The sequence below is a fragment of the Micromonospora sp. NPDC005299 genome (genome assembly GCF_042872345.1).
Classification (GTDB): Bacteria; Actinomycetota; Actinomycetes; order Mycobacteriales; family Micromonosporaceae; genus Micromonospora.
The window spans coordinates 381,870-396,224 of the sequence record NZ_JBIAKG010000003.1; the positions used below are offsets into that span (position 1 = coordinate 381,870).

16 protein-coding genes are annotated in these 14,355 nt (G+C 71.7%); 8 read left to right on the forward strand and 8 right to left on the reverse strand.

Features of this window, described 5'->3' with window-relative positions:
• Positions 1-15: 15 nt before the first annotated feature.
• A complete protein-coding gene (locus tag ACFYPD_RS11205) occupies positions 16-891 on the forward strand; it encodes an abortive infection family protein (protein WP_387111473.1) in 876 nt (291 codons plus the stop codon).
• 181 nt (positions 892-1,072) lie between these two features.
• On the opposite strand, the gene ACFYPD_RS11210 is transcribed toward ACFYPD_RS11205, so the two are convergent.
• Positions 1,073-1,345 (reverse strand): hypothetical protein, encoded by a 273-nt coding sequence (locus ACFYPD_RS11210; RefSeq protein ID WP_387111475.1) that lies wholly within the window; start codon positions 1,343-1,345, stop codon positions 1,073-1,075.
• 523 nt (positions 1,346-1,868) lie between these two features.
• Between ACFYPD_RS11210 and ACFYPD_RS11215 the strand changes: the two genes are divergently transcribed.
• From ACFYPD_RS11215 to ACFYPD_RS11225, 3 genes are all read left to right on the forward strand, one after another.
• Positions 1,869-2,819 carry a hypothetical protein gene (locus ACFYPD_RS11215; RefSeq protein ID WP_387111477.1) on the forward strand — a complete coding sequence of 317 codons (951 nt, stop codon included), beginning with the start codon at positions 1,869-1,871 and terminating at the stop codon, positions 2,817-2,819.
• The gene (locus ACFYPD_RS11220) at positions 2,816-3,025 is read left to right on the forward strand and encodes a hypothetical protein (protein WP_387111480.1); all 210 of its coding nucleotides are present in this window, start codon (positions 2,816-2,818) and stop codon (positions 3,023-3,025) included. The genes ACFYPD_RS11215 and ACFYPD_RS11220 overlap by 4 nt, the downstream gene beginning before the upstream one ends.
• Before the next feature lie 317 nt (positions 3,026-3,342).
• Complete coding sequence (locus tag ACFYPD_RS11225; RefSeq protein WP_387111483.1) at positions 3,343-4,401, forward strand: hypothetical protein; 1,059 nt, start codon at positions 3,343-3,345, stop codon at positions 4,399-4,401.
• An 862-nt stretch (positions 4,402-5,263) separates the two neighbouring features.
• On the opposite strand, the gene ACFYPD_RS11230 is transcribed toward ACFYPD_RS11225, so the two are convergent.
• Entirely contained in the window at positions 5,264-5,548 is a 285-nt protein-coding gene (locus tag ACFYPD_RS11230; RefSeq protein ID WP_387111486.1) for a hypothetical protein, read from the reverse strand.
• Positions 5,549-6,651: 1,103 nt separating this feature from the next.
• On the reverse strand, positions 6,652-7,068 hold the full coding sequence (locus ACFYPD_RS11235; RefSeq protein WP_387111488.1) for a hypothetical protein: 417 nt from the start codon (positions 7,066-7,068) through the stop codon (positions 6,652-6,654).
• A 274-nt stretch (positions 7,069-7,342) separates the two neighbouring features.
• Here ACFYPD_RS11235 and ACFYPD_RS11240 point away from each other — a divergent pair, with 274 nt between their 5' ends.
• Complete coding sequence (locus ACFYPD_RS11240; protein ID WP_387111491.1) at positions 7,343-7,480, forward strand: hypothetical protein; 138 nt, start codon at positions 7,343-7,345, stop codon at positions 7,478-7,480.
• 480 nt (positions 7,481-7,960) lie between these two features.
• On the forward strand, positions 7,961-9,793 hold the full coding sequence (locus ACFYPD_RS11245; protein ID WP_387111494.1) for an NHL domain-containing thioredoxin family protein: 1,833 nt from the start codon (positions 7,961-7,963) through the stop codon (positions 9,791-9,793).
• 59 nt (positions 9,794-9,852) lie between these two features.
• Here the strand turns inward: ACFYPD_RS11245 and ACFYPD_RS11250 are convergent, their stop codons facing one another.
• Genes ACFYPD_RS11250 through ACFYPD_RS11260 form a run of 3 tightly spaced genes read right to left on the reverse strand, consistent with a single transcriptional unit; the run spans position 9,853 to position 12,072 of the window.
• Entirely contained in the window at positions 9,853-10,602 is a 750-nt protein-coding gene (locus ACFYPD_RS11250) for a LamB/YcsF family protein (protein WP_387111497.1), read from the reverse strand.
• Positions 10,586-11,461, reverse strand: a complete 876-nt coding sequence (locus tag ACFYPD_RS11255) for a biotin-dependent carboxyltransferase family protein (protein ID WP_387112356.1) — start codon at positions 11,459-11,461, stop codon at positions 10,586-10,588. Before ACFYPD_RS11255 ends, ACFYPD_RS11250 begins: the two co-directional genes overlap by 17 nt.
• The gene (locus ACFYPD_RS11260; protein ID WP_387111500.1) at positions 11,461-12,072 is read right to left on the reverse strand and encodes an allophanate hydrolase subunit 1; all 612 of its coding nucleotides are present in this window, start codon (positions 12,070-12,072) and stop codon (positions 11,461-11,463) included. Before ACFYPD_RS11260 ends, ACFYPD_RS11255 begins: the two co-directional genes overlap by 1 nt.
• A gap of 76 nt (positions 12,073-12,148) precedes the next feature.
• Between ACFYPD_RS11260 and ACFYPD_RS11265 the strand changes: the two genes are divergently transcribed.
• The gene (locus tag ACFYPD_RS11265; RefSeq protein ID WP_387111503.1) at positions 12,149-12,826 is read left to right on the forward strand and encodes a hemolysin III family protein; all 678 of its coding nucleotides are present in this window, start codon (positions 12,149-12,151) and stop codon (positions 12,824-12,826) included.
• A gap of 71 nt (positions 12,827-12,897) precedes the next feature.
• Here the strand turns inward: ACFYPD_RS11265 and ACFYPD_RS11270 are convergent, their stop codons facing one another.
• Entirely contained in the window at positions 12,898-13,188 is a 291-nt protein-coding gene (locus ACFYPD_RS11270; protein ID WP_151465410.1) for a DUF6458 family protein, read from the reverse strand.
• Between the two features lie 116 nt (positions 13,189-13,304).
• Between ACFYPD_RS11270 and ACFYPD_RS11275 the strand changes: the two genes are divergently transcribed.
• Positions 13,305-13,841, forward strand: coding sequence for a SixA phosphatase family protein (locus ACFYPD_RS11275; RefSeq protein ID WP_387111506.1), 537 nt, complete (start codon positions 13,305-13,307; stop codon positions 13,839-13,841).
• A gap of 26 nt (positions 13,842-13,867) precedes the next feature.
• Here the strand turns inward: ACFYPD_RS11275 and ACFYPD_RS11280 are convergent, their stop codons facing one another.
• Positions 13,868-14,137 (reverse strand): DUF6458 family protein, encoded by a 270-nt coding sequence (locus tag ACFYPD_RS11280; RefSeq protein WP_013283345.1) that lies wholly within the window; start codon positions 14,135-14,137, stop codon positions 13,868-13,870.
• Positions 14,138-14,355: the final 218 nt, after the last annotated feature.

Genomic DNA, 14,355 nt, shown 5'->3' on the forward strand with positions numbered 1-14,355 from the left:
ATAGGCTTGGCGGCCGTGACCATTCGCCAGCTCGTCCCGCTGCCCGTGCGACGGCACTTCCGCGAACTCGCCGTTGATACCTCAGTGCTGCGCTTGATCGGGGAGATGTGGCAGGACCAAGGCTTCGTTCCCTCCGGCGAGCCGAACGACGAAGTAGGCGAGCGGCGCACGCTTTGGCACGAGTACGAGGACAACGTTGATTGGACCGACCCCGCCCATGTGGCGAGAGTGCTCCAGGTGTACGAAACACTGCTCGACGGGCTGAACGACGGGACGCTTGACGCTACGCGGAAGTTTCTGGACCGCCAAGGGTTCGACCTCGACGCGGACGGCAGGATCAAGCCGAAGCCGGACAGCTTCGCGGCCGTCGCCACAAGGTTGCCGAGATCCCTGAAGGCACTGCGAGACCCGACAGTGATCCTGGACTCGTTCGACAGGATCGACCGAGCACTACCGGCCGACCCGGCCCAGGCCATCGGCTCCGCGAAGGAGCTGATCGAGGCGACCGCCAAAACCGTCCTCATTGAACTCGGCGTACCGTTTGAAGACAAGACGGCGAAATTGCCGGCGTTGATCGACCTCGCACAGCGTGCGCTGCTACTGCACCCGCAAACGCAGGTGCCGGGACCGGACGGAAGCAACGCGGTTAAGCGCATCCTCGGCGGCTTGATCAGCATTGCCACGGGGCTCGGCGAACTGCGGAACGAGGGCTGGGGGACCGGGCACGCTCCGGCGGCGCCGCGCGTCGGCCTGCGTCCCCGTCACGCCCACCTTGCGGTCGGCGCGGCTCATACCTGGTGTCAGCTCATCCTTGACACCCTGGCAGATCCGGCCGCGCCTTGGCGGAAGCAGGCAACCAGCGGCCTACCCACGGTGTCGACGACGACTTGACGCTGCCGAGGGTGCCGGGCGAGGCGGGCGAGCGCTTGGGCAAAGCCGACGAGCTGGCCGCCGCGCACCGACCCGAACGCTCCGCTGGACGCCGCCCCCGTGCGGCCCCGGCGGGGCGCTTTCGTCGTGGTGGGCCAGCGTGGCCGGCGACGCCGTGAGGACGACGCCGCGTAGCCCCTAACTAACGACCGCCCTCGGCCGCCGCACGCGCCGCCGCCTCGGCCTCGGTCACGACGCGCCGCCGAGCCTCCTCGGCCGCCGCCCGGAAATCCTTATTGATCCGCGCCGTGTCGACGTCCAGGCACGTTTGGTGCCAGCCCTGGAGCTTTTCCGGCTCCACCGTCACCGGCTTACCGCCGGCCACGACCACACGCCCCTTAACGACGACCGTGTCCTCGACGCAAATCCCCCGCCCCGCCGCGCGCTGGGCCTCGCGCTCCTCCTCGGGCGCCATCAACGAGTTTCCACACTCAGGACAACGCCACATAGCCATGCCCGCACCGTAGCCGCGCACCCCGACAAGCCCGGCTCGCCGCGATCGCCCGGCGGGGCGACGCCCTGGACGTCGCCGAGGAGGGCGGGGAGCGCCCTGGACGACGCCGGGACGACGCCCGCTCGGGGTGCAAAAACCTGTCACAGTGACGAAACTTCACCCCTCCCTATTAGTTGTGTTGTTTTCCACCACCACCACCACGTGAGAATTAATAGGAGAGACGCTCAAAACGTCACTGTGACAGGTTTTTGCATTGCCTCCGGCCGTCGCTAGGGAACCGTCGCCAGCCTGCCTGTCACCGCGCCCAGCTCGGCGCGAGCGTATGAACACCCTGGCGCATAGGCATAGTGAGAGGGAAAACGCGCCCGCCGCCGGTCGTGAACACCCCGACCCCCGCTGGCCCATAGGCCAGACATGCCCCCCGCTCGCGCATCACCGTCCCTCAGCGTCGCCCGCCCCGCCCTCACATAACGGAAGGAGAGCCGTGGCAACCGCCGAAGGCTTATCATCAACCGCGGCCGCGACCACGCGGCCCGACGACGCCCTCGCCGCCCTGCGCGACGGCGGGCGGTACCCCCGCCCGGCCGACCGGCCCCGCCGGCTACGGCTCGACGGTGGCCTAACCCTGGAACTTCCCGCCCCCCGCATCCTCGCCCGCGCCTGGGCGCTACCGACGCTCGCCGCCGCCGCCGACGTCTACGCGTCCGGGGCCGCGATCCTGCGCCGATCATCCGGCGCGACGGGCGACCCGCGCCCGGCCGACTTCCGCCGGCTGGCCGACGAGCTGCGCGCCGAGCTGGCCGCGCTGCCCGACCGCGACGACGCCGGCCGCCCCTACACAGACCTCCTCCTGTACGTCCGCCACGGCGAGCCGTCACAGATCGCCGGGTACCTCCTGGAAGTCGTCAACGCCGCCCGCATTGCGGCGCCCAGGTGGCGCCCGCCGGCCGTGCGCAAGGAGCGCACCGGCCCGCCGCCGACGGCCACTGAGCGCCAGCGCATCGCCCGCGACCGCCGCAAGGCCCGCGAGGTCGAATCCGCGGAGCACTGGCTCCGTCTCTGGCTCGCCGACGCCGCCCCCGGCCGGTACGACGCCCGCGAACTACACGCCCAGGCCGTCGACGCCTTGGGCGAGTTCGTCGAGTGGTACGAGGACGACCCCGACGGCTGGGCCGAGGAGGCCGCCGACGACGGCTCGCCCGCCGTGCCGGTCGTCCCCGGCGTCAAGGCGTTCTACGCGGTCGCCGACCGCCTCGTCGGCCCGCGCTCACGCACGGCCGCCGGCTACGCGTACACCGTCCCCAAACCTGCCGTAATCGCCGAGGTCACCGACCGCGTAGCGCGCCTCGCGTGGAAAGACACCCGGCCCATCCTGGCCCGCGCCCTCGTCCAGCTTCGCAACACCCGCAACGCCGAGAGGAACGCCGCCGCATGAATGAGCAGGAATCCACCGCCTTCGCCGAGGCCGTCCTAGACCGCGTGGCCGAGCTTGCCTATGAGGAACTCCGCCCGCACCTGAACCGCTGGGCCGCCGCCCTTCAGACCGACTGCCCGACGACGGCCGCCCAGTCGACGCCCGCCGCCGCCGGTAGCGCCCAGGTTCTCCCGCTGGACCGCGCCCGGCGTCGCCGCTCGGCGTAGCACCCCGCACCGCCCGCACGGCCCGCCTACCGGCTCACCCCCGTACGCGGGTCGTACGTGTTTAGACGCCTCCTCGCCCTTGGGCGGGTCCGAGGAGGACGAGCGCGCGCCGTCTCCGGCCGCTGCGCTCCCGAGGGGGACGCCGTGCGCCGTTAGGCAGCGTGCGGCGCCCTCCCCGGTCTGCCCCGTCCACCCCCTCAGAGAGCCCCGTACACCGCCGAAGAGAGCGCCCTCACCCGTGACTGCCCCGAGCCCTACGCGGCCGTCTGGCAAGCACTTCCAGCAACTGACCACAACTCCAAGAGGAGCCGCACCCCATGACTGAGCTGATCACCCCCGAGGCCCGCGCCGCGGTCAACGCCTACAAGATTCAGCAGGTAGCCGAGTCCGCCGCGCTCACCGCTGCGATGTCCCGCCCGACGCCGGCCGTTGGCGCCAACTCCCCGAACGCCGAGGTGCGGCCCGTCGCCGTCTCGCAAGGCGACCACTTCAACCAAAACAACTTCGACCCTGAGGCCGTGGTCGCCGACATTAAGCGCCGACCGCTCCGCGACTCCTACGTCTCCAGCGACCGAGACGAGCCGACGGGGCCGATGCTGCCCCCGGCCGGGGTCGACATCCCCGACGAGTTGCGGGCCGCTATGGCGAAGCACGACGCCGCCTATGACGCCTGGCGCGACGCCGTCGAGGCGCGCGACGACTACCAGGACGAGGCCGGCGCATCTCGGAACAAGCGCGCCGCCGCGATCAGGGCCGCCGGCATCGCCGCCGCCCAGGGCAAGCCGAGGCCGAAGATCCCCGCCGCGATCAGTGAAGCGGACGAGGCGGTCGAGGTCGCCGTCCTGTCCCACGTCATCGCCTCCCGGCGCCGCGAGGCGTCCAAGGCCGCCGAGGACGTCACGGCGCTGACCCTTTGGCACGCTCACCGCTGGGTGGACACGATCGCCGACGGCTTCGCGCCGTCGATCGACGAGGCGCGAGCTGCGGTCAGCGCGGCGATTCAGGCCGTCGAGAAGGCCGAGGGTGTGCTCTCGCAGGCCGCTAGGCTCCGCGGCTTCGCCCACATGATCCGCGTGACCGACGCTGGGGGCCGCGTGAGCGCGCGAGACGTACCGCTGCTGGTCGGCGCGTACTCCGACGCGATGGTGAGCGAGGGACACCGGATGGCCGAGGCCCACCAACGTTCGCCGTTGCCCCTCCTCGCGCGTACTCGCGCCGCCCTGGACGATCTCGCCGCGTGCGACCTGGCCGCGAAGCCGCACCCGGACACGACTTGGCGGGTCGACTCGACCGCGCAGCGCGTCACCTCGGGGCCTGTCACTTTCACCTCCGGGCCGGCTGACCCGTTCGAGAACTCGCACGACGGCACGGTCTGACACCTCACCGCCCCCGGCCCGGCCCCGCCCTCACCCGCTCACCCGGCGCGGGTCGGGCCGTCGGCGTTGTGCGCGTGCCCGTCGCCCTTACGCGTAGGACGCCTCACGCACGCCCAGCCCGTCGACCTGGACGACGCCGACGAGGCCGGCCCCGCTCGGCCACGGCCGGCACCCCCGGCCCGGCCCCGCCCTACCCCGACCGACCCCGGCACCCCCGCCTACCCCTACCCCCACCCTCCCCGGCCCAGCCCCCGCAGGCCCGTTAGGCCGCGCCATCGCCAGCGGCGTCGCGCTGACGGCTTGTGGCGCGAATAGCGGACTCCACCCTCAGTAGCAAGCCACCGACTACAAGCACCACCCCGATAAGGAAAAGCCGACTTGGTAGCGAGGTGGCCGCCAGTTGCAACAATATGATCAAGACTCCGATGGCTGCCGCCACGGTGCCTACAACGCCAACTATCGCCCCTGGTGGCGTTTCCTGATTGGTCGGGTTCGGTCGCGTGTTCATCGCGGCAGTCTAAACAGCGACCACTATCGCTACCGTCCCCAAGCCCGACAGCCGACCGCGCCATCGCCGCCCGCGTCCGACTGTCTCGCGGAGCTGGTCTACGACCCACTGCGGATATCGCTCACGGTGAGCGAGGGCGATGGCCTCCCCCAGGGGGAGGGACCCCGGTCCGAGTCGCCCCGCACCGAAGCGGCATAGCGTCTCGCCCCGCGCGCAAGTCTGGGCGTCGCAAACAGCCGTCAGCGGGGGGCTGGGGAGGGAGCCCCTCCCAGCGCCACCCGACACCGAAGCGGCATAGCGCCTCAGACTGTGTACGGGCATAGGGGTCGCAACGGCCGTCGACGCCTGCCGAAACTAGGCCTCGCGCTCATCGTCGCCTTTGTCGACGACCGCCCCGATGTCATCCGACCCACCACGAAGCAGCGCCCGCGTCGTTTCACCGTCTTGCCGAAGGCGCTCGCGCTTTGTCTCGCCGGCTTGCTTGATGGCCTCGCGCAGAACGACGCTACTACCGCCCAGGACTGCCATGATCAACGAAGGATCGACGCTGATCGCATCCAGGTGACCCCTGCTGTTCAGCTCCGCCAAGATGTCCCGCCGCATGCGCTCATCGCGCTCTTCCCCTGTCTCGCCACTCATGCACTCAGTGTGATGCCGCTGCACCACCCTGTCGACCTTCCCTGCCTATGAGGCCATGGACGGGTCAGGAAGGTCGCATCGACAAAGGGTGCGCCACTTAAATCCACTGTGATTAGATGCGGCGCATGACATCCCTCGGTGCCAGCGTGACTACAGAGACGCCTACGTTGCTGGTGGTTGCCGATCTTGATGACGCTCCGCCACTCGGCAAGGTTCGTCAGTACATCGAGGCGCTTGACGACGTAAGAATAGTCGCGGAAGCCCTGGTTGCTGTGCAGGAGAACAGGCGACCAGGCCTACGCCGGAGCGCCACCAGCGGGTCAGTTCCGGTGCTGAATATGGCGAAGGCCATGCGAGTAGCCTCTAGCCCTAGCCACTCAGCGGGCAGGCTCCGAGTAGCGAGGATGCGACTAGAGAGCCCTTTTGAGGTCGTATTGACAGAAGTTGCTAACCAGTACTCTCCCGTTGCTTACGGCGTAGCAGGCATTGCCATCGTAGAGCGAATTGTCCGGCTAATCATGGAGTGGCAAAAGCACAGACGCGAAATGCTCCAGATGGTGGAAGGTACACGGGCAAGTTGGGGCGGCAGGAGCAGCGGCCAGGCCGGCGGCCGGATAGCGCGGCAGGTTATCGAGCCGGTCTACCAGGAGCAGCCCTGGGAGCCAGAAGTGTCCGATGAGGAACTTGAGGAGGCAGTCGAGACCGCTGCCGAGCCGATCCGGAATCTGTCGGACTTCCGGCTTACGCGGGTAGTGTCCTCCGGTACGGGTCTGCGCCAATAGAGTCAGGGTAGCCGGAGGTCGCTCCGCCGCTGGACAGTACCCGGGGCAACTACTCGCCTATTCTGGGCACCTCAACGCCTTAAAAGGAGGCCGCCATACCGACCCCGCCCCGCTGGCCCGCCGACCTTATCGACGGCCTGGCCGCCCTGATCGCCGCCGACCTGGGCGAGCCCGCGCCGGTCCGCCGGCCCGACTGCCGGCCCGTCCTGACCAGCCGGCGTCGCCGAGCCTGACCGCGACACGCCAGCGCAACAAGGCTCCTCGTCCGTACCGCGCCGGGTGAGGGGCCGTTTTGCGTTTACACGCCCGCACGGCCTCGACCTACTCGATTGGCCGCCCCTTCGCGTCCCTCTTACGGGGGACGACATCTTGAGCTAGGCCCGCCGCGCCGATTGTGCCCACAAGAACCGCCGCCACCCAAAGGACGACCGATAGGAGCCCAGAGGCTTGGAAAGCGTAGTAGACGGCCGTGAGCGCCCCAGCGATGAAAATGATCGCGAGCACAACCCCTGTCCAGTCACGTCGCTTCTCGGATTCCACGCCGATCAGCTTCGTCACCGAGGAATCGATATGTTTCGTCATAAGCCTGTGCGCCTCGCTGCCTTTCGGAAGCAGCGCCAGCAGTTCTAGGTCTTGCCGGATCTCAGCGCGGCGGCCCCCGCGACGTTGGACCTGAAGAACGGCTGCGCCGATCGTCAGCACAGCGACCGTGATTTGGCCGTACGTATCCCAACCCACGGCGGCCAGGGTAGACGGGGTCGGCAAGCTTGCCGAGCTGCGCCGGTCGCACACAGTGACCGGAGACGCCCCGACGGGGCCGTGTGCGCGACCAGCTCCCGCCCGCAAGCCCGTCTATCCGTTACCGCGCGTCATTCGCTACGCCGCCGCCTCCTCGGCCGCGATCTCGGCGAGCCGCTGGGCCTCCGGGTCACCGAAGACGCGTTTCTAGGAAGCCCGGGCACGAGCCTCCGGCGTAATCTCAGGCCCTGTGAGCGCCCACGAAGGAGACGACTTGACGCCGCCCCGATGGCCCGCCGACCTGATCAACGACCTTTGCGCGTGGATCGCCGACGAGCTGGGCGAGCCGCACCCCGCGCCGCGCCGCGCGGTCTGCCGGCCCGTCCAGACGAGCCGTCGCCGCCGCGCCTGACCCCCCGTAGGGCCCCTTCTCGCGCCCGCTCGGCCCCGGTACCTAGTCCAGCTAGGGCCGGGGCCGTTTGGCATTTCTGGGGCCCCTCACGGCGCCCGGCGTGGTGAAAGGACCGGGGGGAGCTTCACGCCTTACCGTGATCCAGTGAATCTCACTCATGCCCCCGCCGTCACCGGTACGCCCGCGACTATCCACGTCGGCGACGACGCCTACCCTGCCGTCGTCGTCCGCGCGTCGGCGACTGCCGTAACCGTCCGGCGCGTCGAGGCCGTCGGCGAGCGCCGCAACCGCGAACACTCAGCGATCGTCGGCGCGGGCGACCTGGCCGCGCCGGTCGGGCCGCCGGAGGTGTACCGACTTCTTGACGGCCGTTACCGCACCCGCTCAGCGTTCCTCACGCTCGGCGACGCCGTGTCCCGTACGCCTCTTCCTGCGCCCCGTCGCGCCGGCTGGTCGCCCATGGTGAGGCAGGATGGACCCATGGCAGCACGCGTACGCGCGCCCGAGCTTCGTGGCCGGGCCTGGCTCAACACCGGCGGCAAGGCCCTCACGTTGGCCGACCTGAAAGGTCGTATAACCGTCCTAGATTTTTGGACCTTCTGCTGCATCAACTGCCTCCACGTGCTCGACGAGCTGCGCCCGCTCGAGGAGAAGTACGGGGACGTCCTGGTCGTGATCGGGGTGCACTCGCCGAAGTTCGAGCACGAGAAGGACGCCGCGGCCCTCGCCGCCGCCGTCGAGCGGTACGGCGTGCACCACCCGGTGCTCGACGACCCCGAGATGGACATGTGGCAGCAGTACGCGGCGAAGGCCTGGCCGACCCTGTCGGTGGTCGACCCCGAGGGCTACGTGGTCGCCACCATGGCCGGCGAGGGGCACGCCGAGGGGCTGGCCCGGCTGATCGACGACCTGATCGCCACCCACGAGGCGAAGGGCACCCTGCACCGGGGCGAGGGCCCGTACGTGCCGCCCGCCCAGCCGGAGACCGCCCTGCGCTTCCCCGGCAAGGCCGTGGTGCTCGACGGCGGCAACCTGTTGGTCTCCGACTCGGCCCGGCACTCCCTGGTCGAGCTGGCCCCCGACGGGGAGACCGTGGTCCGGCGGATCGGCACGGGCAACCGCGGCCACGCCGACGGCCCGGCGGGGGATGCCACGTTCTCGGAGCCGCAGGGGCTCTGCCTGCTGCCCCCGCAGGTGGCCGAGCTGGCCGGCTACGACTTGGTCGTCGCGGACACCGTCAACCACCTGCTGCGCGGCGTGCAACTGGCGACCGGCGAGGTGGTCACGGTTGCCGGCACCGGACGGCAGTGGCGCTCGACGGTCGACGACCACGCGCACGACGCCCGCTCGGTCGACCTCTCCTCCCCCTGGGACGTCGCCTGGTACGACGACCGGGTCATCGTCGCCATGGCCGGCATCCACCAGCTCTGGTGGTTCGACCCGGCGAAGCGGACCGCCGGCATGTACGCCGGGACCACGGTGGAGGCGCTGCGCGACGGCCCGCTGCCGGACGTCTGGATGGCCCAGCCTTCCGGCCTCTCCGTCTCGGCCGACGGCGCGCGGCTCTGGGTCGCCGACAGCGAGACCAGCGCGATCCGCTACGTGGAGAACGGCGTGCTGGGCACCGCCGTCGGGCAGGGCCTGTTCGACTTCGGCCACGTCGACGGTCCGGCCGACCGGGCGCTGCTCCAGCACCCGCTGGGGGTGTGCGCGCTGCCGGACGGCTCGGTGCTGATCGCGGACACCTACAACGGCGCGGTGCGCCGCTTCGACCCGGAGACCGACCAGGTCGCGACGGTGGCCGACGGGCTGGCCGAGCCGAGCGACCTGGTGCTCACCGCCGAGGGCGAGGTGCTGGTGGTCGAGTCGGCCGCGCACCGGCTGACCCGGCTGGCCCCGGGCGCGTTGACCGCGGCGGGCGCGAACACCGTGGACGGCCCTCGGCACAAGCTGGAGCGCAAGCCCACCGACGTGGCGGCCGGCGAGCTGACCCTCGATGTGATCTTCACGCCCGCGCCCGGGCAGAAGCTGGACGAGACGTACGGGCCGTCGACCCGGGTGGTGGTCTCGGCGTCCCCGCCGGAGCTGCTGGTCGAGGGGGCCGGGACGACCACGGACCTGTCCCGCCGGTTGGTGCTCAGCGGCGACGTGGCGGAGGGCGTGCTCCAGGTGACCGCGCAGGCGGCCACCTGCGACGCCGACGTCGAGCACGCCGCCTGCCACCTCACCCGGCAGGACTGGGGTGTCCCGGTCCGGGTGGTGGCCGGCGGGGCGACCCGCCTGCCGCTGGTGCTGCGCGGCCTGGACGCCTGAGCCTCCGTGTCAGGACGGGGCCCGTCCTCCACCGGAGGCGTCAGGAAGGGGCCCTTCCGTCAGGCGAACGGGGTGGGGGTGACCCCGGCGTCGATGAGGGCTGCCCGCACCAGTTCGGCGCAGCGCACCGCGCCGGGGGTGTCGCCGTGCAGGCAGATCGACTCGACCGGGCACGGCACCACGCTGCCGTCGACCGCCACCACGATCCGCTCGGTGGCCATCCGGACCGCCCGCGTGGCCACCTCGTCCGGGTCGCTGACCAGCGCGTTCGCGGCGCTTCGGGGCACCAGCTGCCCGTTGGGCAGATAGTTCCGGTCGGCGAAGCCCTCGGCGACCACCCGCAGGCCCGCGCCCACGGCGAGCTGGGCGAGCACGGAGCCGGGCGGGCAGAGCACCGGCAGCTCGTGGTCGTAGCCGCTGACCGCGGCGACGAGCGCGGCGGCCTGGACCTCGTCGGAGGCGGCCGCGTGGTAGAGCGCGCCGTGCGGCTTGAGGTAGCGCACCCGCGTGCCGGTCAGCCGGCAGAAGGCGTCCAGCGCCCCGAGCTGGTAGACCGTCTCGTCGCGCAGGGCCGCGAAGTCGTACGCGATGTGCCGCCGGCCGAAGCCGGCGAGGTCCCGGTAGCCGACCTGGGCGCCGACGGCGACCCCGCGCCGCACGGCGGCCGCGCAGACCCGGTGCATGGTGGACGCGTCACCGCCGTGGAAACCGCAGGCGACGTTGGCGGAGGTGACCAGCCCCAGCAGCGCCTCGTCGTCGCCGAGCCGCCAGATGCCGAATCCCTCACCGAGGTCAGCGTTGAGGTCCATGGAACGTCACCGTAGTCCCTGGGCGGGCCTGCGCGAGCGGGGTCACGTCCTCCACCACCCCGATGACCGGGTATCCGCCGGTGGTGGGGTGGTCGGCCAGGAAGATCAGCGGTTGGCCGTCCGGCGGCACCTGCACCGCGCCGAGGACGAGGCCCTCGCTGGGCAGCTCGCCGGCCACCGCGCGGGGCAGGGCCGCGCCGAGCAGTCGGGCGCCGACCCGGTTGCTGGCGGGACTGATCGCGTACGCGGTGCGGAACAGCAGGTCGAGTGCCGCGGGGGTGAACCAGTCCTGCCGGGGGCCGGGGCGCAGGGTCAGCCGGAGCCGGGCCGGCATGCCCGGGGCGACGGTGAGGTCCACCGGGGCCGGCGGACCGGTCGGGGCGCCCAGGGGCAGCCGGTCGCCGTCGCGCAGCGGGGGCGGGCCGAGGCCCGAGAGCGTGTCGGTGGCCCGGCTGCCGAGCACGGGCTCGACCGCGATGCCGCCGGAGACGGCGAGCCAGCTGCGCACCCCGTCGCGGGCGGGACCGATCCGCAGGGTCGCCCCGGCGGGCAGCGACAGTGGCCGGCCCATGTCCCCGGGCCGGCGCTCGACCGGCCGGGCACCGTCGGGCGGGCGCTCGACCAGCACGTCCACCTCGGCGCCGCTGAGCGCCACGGTGACCGCCCGGCTGACGCGCAGGGTGCAGCCGGTCAGGGTGATCTCCAGGCCGGCGGCGTGCTCGGGGTTGCCGACGAGCCGGTTGGCCAGCCGCAGGGCGGCCGGGTCGAGCGCGCCCGAGCGGGGCACGCCGAGGTGGGCCCAGCCGGGGCGGCCCTGGTCCTGCACGGTGGTGAGGGCACCGGCCCGGAGCACCTCGATTACGCGCCCACCAGCCGGACGCGGGTGCCCGGGGTGAGCCGGGCGGGTGGGTCGGCGTGCACGTCGAAGAGGACCAGGTCGGTCCGACCGACCAGCAGCCAGCCGCCGGGCGAGGCGGTCGGGTAGATCCCCGCGTACGGGCCGGCCAGCGCCACGGAGCCGGCCGGCACCCGGGTACGCGGGGTGGCGAGCCGGGGCACCGCCAGCTCGGCCGGCAACCCGGTGAGGTACGCGAACCCCGGCGCGAAGCCGCAGAACGCCACCCGGAACTCGGTCCCTCGCAGCCGCTCGACCACGGCGGGCACGTCGACGCCCCAGTGCTCGGCGACGGCGGGCAGGTCCGCGCCGTCGTACACCGTGGGGACCCGGACCTCGGCGGCGCCGGCGGTGGTGGCCACGCCTCCCGGGGTCCACCCGGCGATCCGCGGGGCTGCCGCCGCCGGGTCCGGCACGCCGTCGACCAGGACGGTGGCCGCCGCCGGGACGATCTCGACGGCGCTCAGCTCGCCCGCCGCCCGGCGGCGCCACAGCTCGGCCCGCCACGCCTCGACCTGCTCGGGGCCGTCGCAGTCGAGCAGCAGGGCGTGCGCGCCGACGGGCCGGATCCGCATCCCGTCATCCTCGCGTCAGCGAAGGTGACGGTCCACACTACTTGCAAGTAACCTACGGTGTCGTAACCTGATTGACGTGACCACCTCCGCACCGCTCCGGCTCAAGCCGGCCGACATCGGGAAACCCCGCATGCGCGGCTGGCTGCACACCTACGCGTTCTTCGCCGCGCTGGTCTGCGGCCTCGTGCTGTGCTCCATCGCCGCCGCCCGCCCCGGCTGGGCCCCGCTGGTGAGCTGCCTCATCTACAGCCTGACCGTGTGCGGTCTCTTCGGCACCAGCGCGCTCTACCACCGCCGGGTCTGGTCGAAGCAGGGCTACCAGATCATGCGCCGGATGGACCACTCGATGATCTTCGTGTTCATCGCCGGCACCTACACGCCGTTCTGCACGCTGCTGCTGGACACCCGGCACGCCACGATCATGCTCGGCCTGGTGTGGGGCGGGGCGCTGGCCGGGGTGGCGATCAAGCTGATCTGGCCGCACGCGCCACGCTGGGTCTCCGCCCCGCTCTACCTGGCGCTCGGCTGGGTCGCGGTGACGATGCTGCCGCAGATCCTGCACGCCGGCGGCGTCACCGCCCTGGTGCTGCTGACGGTCGGCGGGGCGATCTACAGCGTCGGCGCGGTCTTCTACGCGCTGCGCCGGCCGAACCCGTGGCCCACCGTCTTCGGCCACCACGAGTTCTTCCACGCCTGCACGCTCGTCGCGGCGATCTGCCACCACATCGCGATCTACTTCGCGCTGTTCGCCTGACCGCCGGCCGCTCCCGGAAGACGGGCGAGGGCCCCGCGCCGTCGCGGGGCCCTCACAGTTCGTGGTGCCGGTCAGACCGGGTAGCCCGAGCCCGGGCGACGCACCTCGCGGTACTCCTCGCGCACGACCCGGTCGTCCTGCACCGGCACGACCGGCTCGGCGACGACGCGCTCCCGCACCGGGGCGGCCACCACCCGGCGGCGGCTGTTCCAGAAGTAGAGCGTGGTGAGCAGACCCGCCACCCCGGCGAGCATGAGCACCCAGCCCACCACGTTCAGGTTCAGCCATCCCAGGTTGGCGTCGATGGCGAACGCGAAGATCGCGCCGAGCGCGATGAGGAAGATGCTGGCACCGATGCCCATGACGTCGCCTCCTTGGCGTCCTGCTGGCGTTTCCTGCCCGCCGCGGCCATGGATGAGGTAGCGGCACACATCGACATACCCAGGCGCCGAGATCGCCAATCAGGCAAGCTGAGCGCATGACGGACGGCAGGAACCAGCAGCGGACGTTGGTGCTGTTGCGACACGCCAAGGCCGAGCAGTCGCAGGCGATTCCGGACGAGGAGCGGCCGTTGACCGCACGGGGGCACGCCGACGCGGCGGCGGCCGGCGCCTGGCTGGCCCGGCACGCGCTCCTCCCCGACGTGGTGCTCTGCTCGCCCGCCCGGCGGACCCGGCAGACCTGGCACGGGGTGGCGCTGGGCGCGACGGGATCCCCGCCGGAGGGGGGCCCGGCGGGGTCTGCGCCGGCGATGCGCTACGAGCCGGCCGCGTACGAGGCACACCCGGACGCGCTGCTGGACGTGGTCCGGACGGTCGACCCGACGGCCGGCTACGTGCTGCTGATCGCCCACAACCCGGGCATCTCGCTGCTCTCCGCGCTGCTCGACCCGGAGCGGGCGGATCCGGACGGGCTGCGTACCACCGACCTGGTCGTGCACCGGCCGACCACCCGGTGGGCCGAGCTCGGGCCGGGCGGCGCGCCCATCACCGCCCGGCACACCGCACGCGGCTGAGCCCACCGCGTGGTGGGCTCAGCCGGTCAGGACGGTGGGGCGGTCGGCGGCGGCGGGTCCGGCGGCGGGGGCATCATCGCGGTCGGGTGGGAGAGCCGGTTCTCCTCCACGATGAGCGTGCGTGCCCGCTTGCGGCGGTCCTGCCAGAACCAGAGCGTGGTGAGCAACACGCCCAGCCCGGCCAGGATGAACACCCAGCCGACCGCGCGCAGGTCGATCCACCAGACGTTGGCCCGGATGGCGAAGGTCATGATCGCGCCGAGCGCGATGAGAAAGATGGCGCTGCCAATGCCCATGTGCGCTGCACTCCCCCGTGCGGTGGCCCTTGGGCGTGCCCTGTCGTGGTCCGCGACGGTTACCCGCCAGGGGGCCGGCCTACCGGCCGGGGAGTGAAAACACGACGGCGGGGCGGGGGGGGGGCGGGGGGGGGGGGCCGGGGGGGGGGGGGGGGGGGATAAAACCCCCGGGGGTGAAAAAACCAACGAAAGGGGTGTGAAAATATAAAAGTAAGTGT

What these genes read in the sequence shown, in the direction of transcription:
- ACFYPD_RS11220 (WP_387111480.1), top strand. Translation starts at nt 2,816, where the DNA reads ATGAATGAGCAGGAATCCACCGCCTTCGCCGAGGCCGTCCTAGACCGC.
- ACFYPD_RS11225 (WP_387111483.1), top strand. Translation starts at nt 3,343, where the DNA reads ATGACTGAGCTGATCACCCCCGAGGCCCGCGCCGCGGTCAACGCCTAC.
- ACFYPD_RS11210 (WP_387111475.1), bottom strand. Translation starts at nt 1,345, where the DNA reads ATGGCGCCCGAGGAGGAGCGCGAGGCCCAGCGCGCGGCGGGGCGGGGG.
- ACFYPD_RS11230 (WP_387111486.1), bottom strand. Translation starts at nt 5,548, where the DNA reads ATGAGTGGCGAGACAGGGGAAGAGCGCGATGAGCGCATGCGGCGGGAC.
- ACFYPD_RS11270 (WP_151465410.1), bottom strand. Translation starts at nt 13,188, where the DNA reads ATGGGCATCGGTGCCAGCATCTTCCTCATCGCGCTCGGCGCGATCTTC.
- ACFYPD_RS11260 (WP_387111500.1), bottom strand. Translation starts at nt 12,072, where the DNA reads ATGCGGATCCGGCCCGTCGGCGCGCACGCCCTGCTGCTCGACTGCGAC.
- ACFYPD_RS11250 (WP_387111497.1), bottom strand. Translation starts at nt 10,602, where the DNA reads ATGGACCTCAACGCTGACCTCGGTGAGGGATTCGGCATCTGGCGGCTC.
- ACFYPD_RS11275 (WP_387111506.1), top strand. Translation starts at nt 13,305, where the DNA reads ATGACGGACGGCAGGAACCAGCAGCGGACGTTGGTGCTGTTGCGACAC.
- ACFYPD_RS11245 (WP_387111494.1), top strand. Translation starts at nt 7,961, where the DNA reads ATGGCAGCACGCGTACGCGCGCCCGAGCTTCGTGGCCGGGCCTGGCTC.
- ACFYPD_RS11280 (WP_013283345.1), bottom strand. Translation starts at nt 14,137, where the DNA reads ATGGGCATTGGCAGCGCCATCTTTCTCATCGCGCTCGGCGCGATCATG.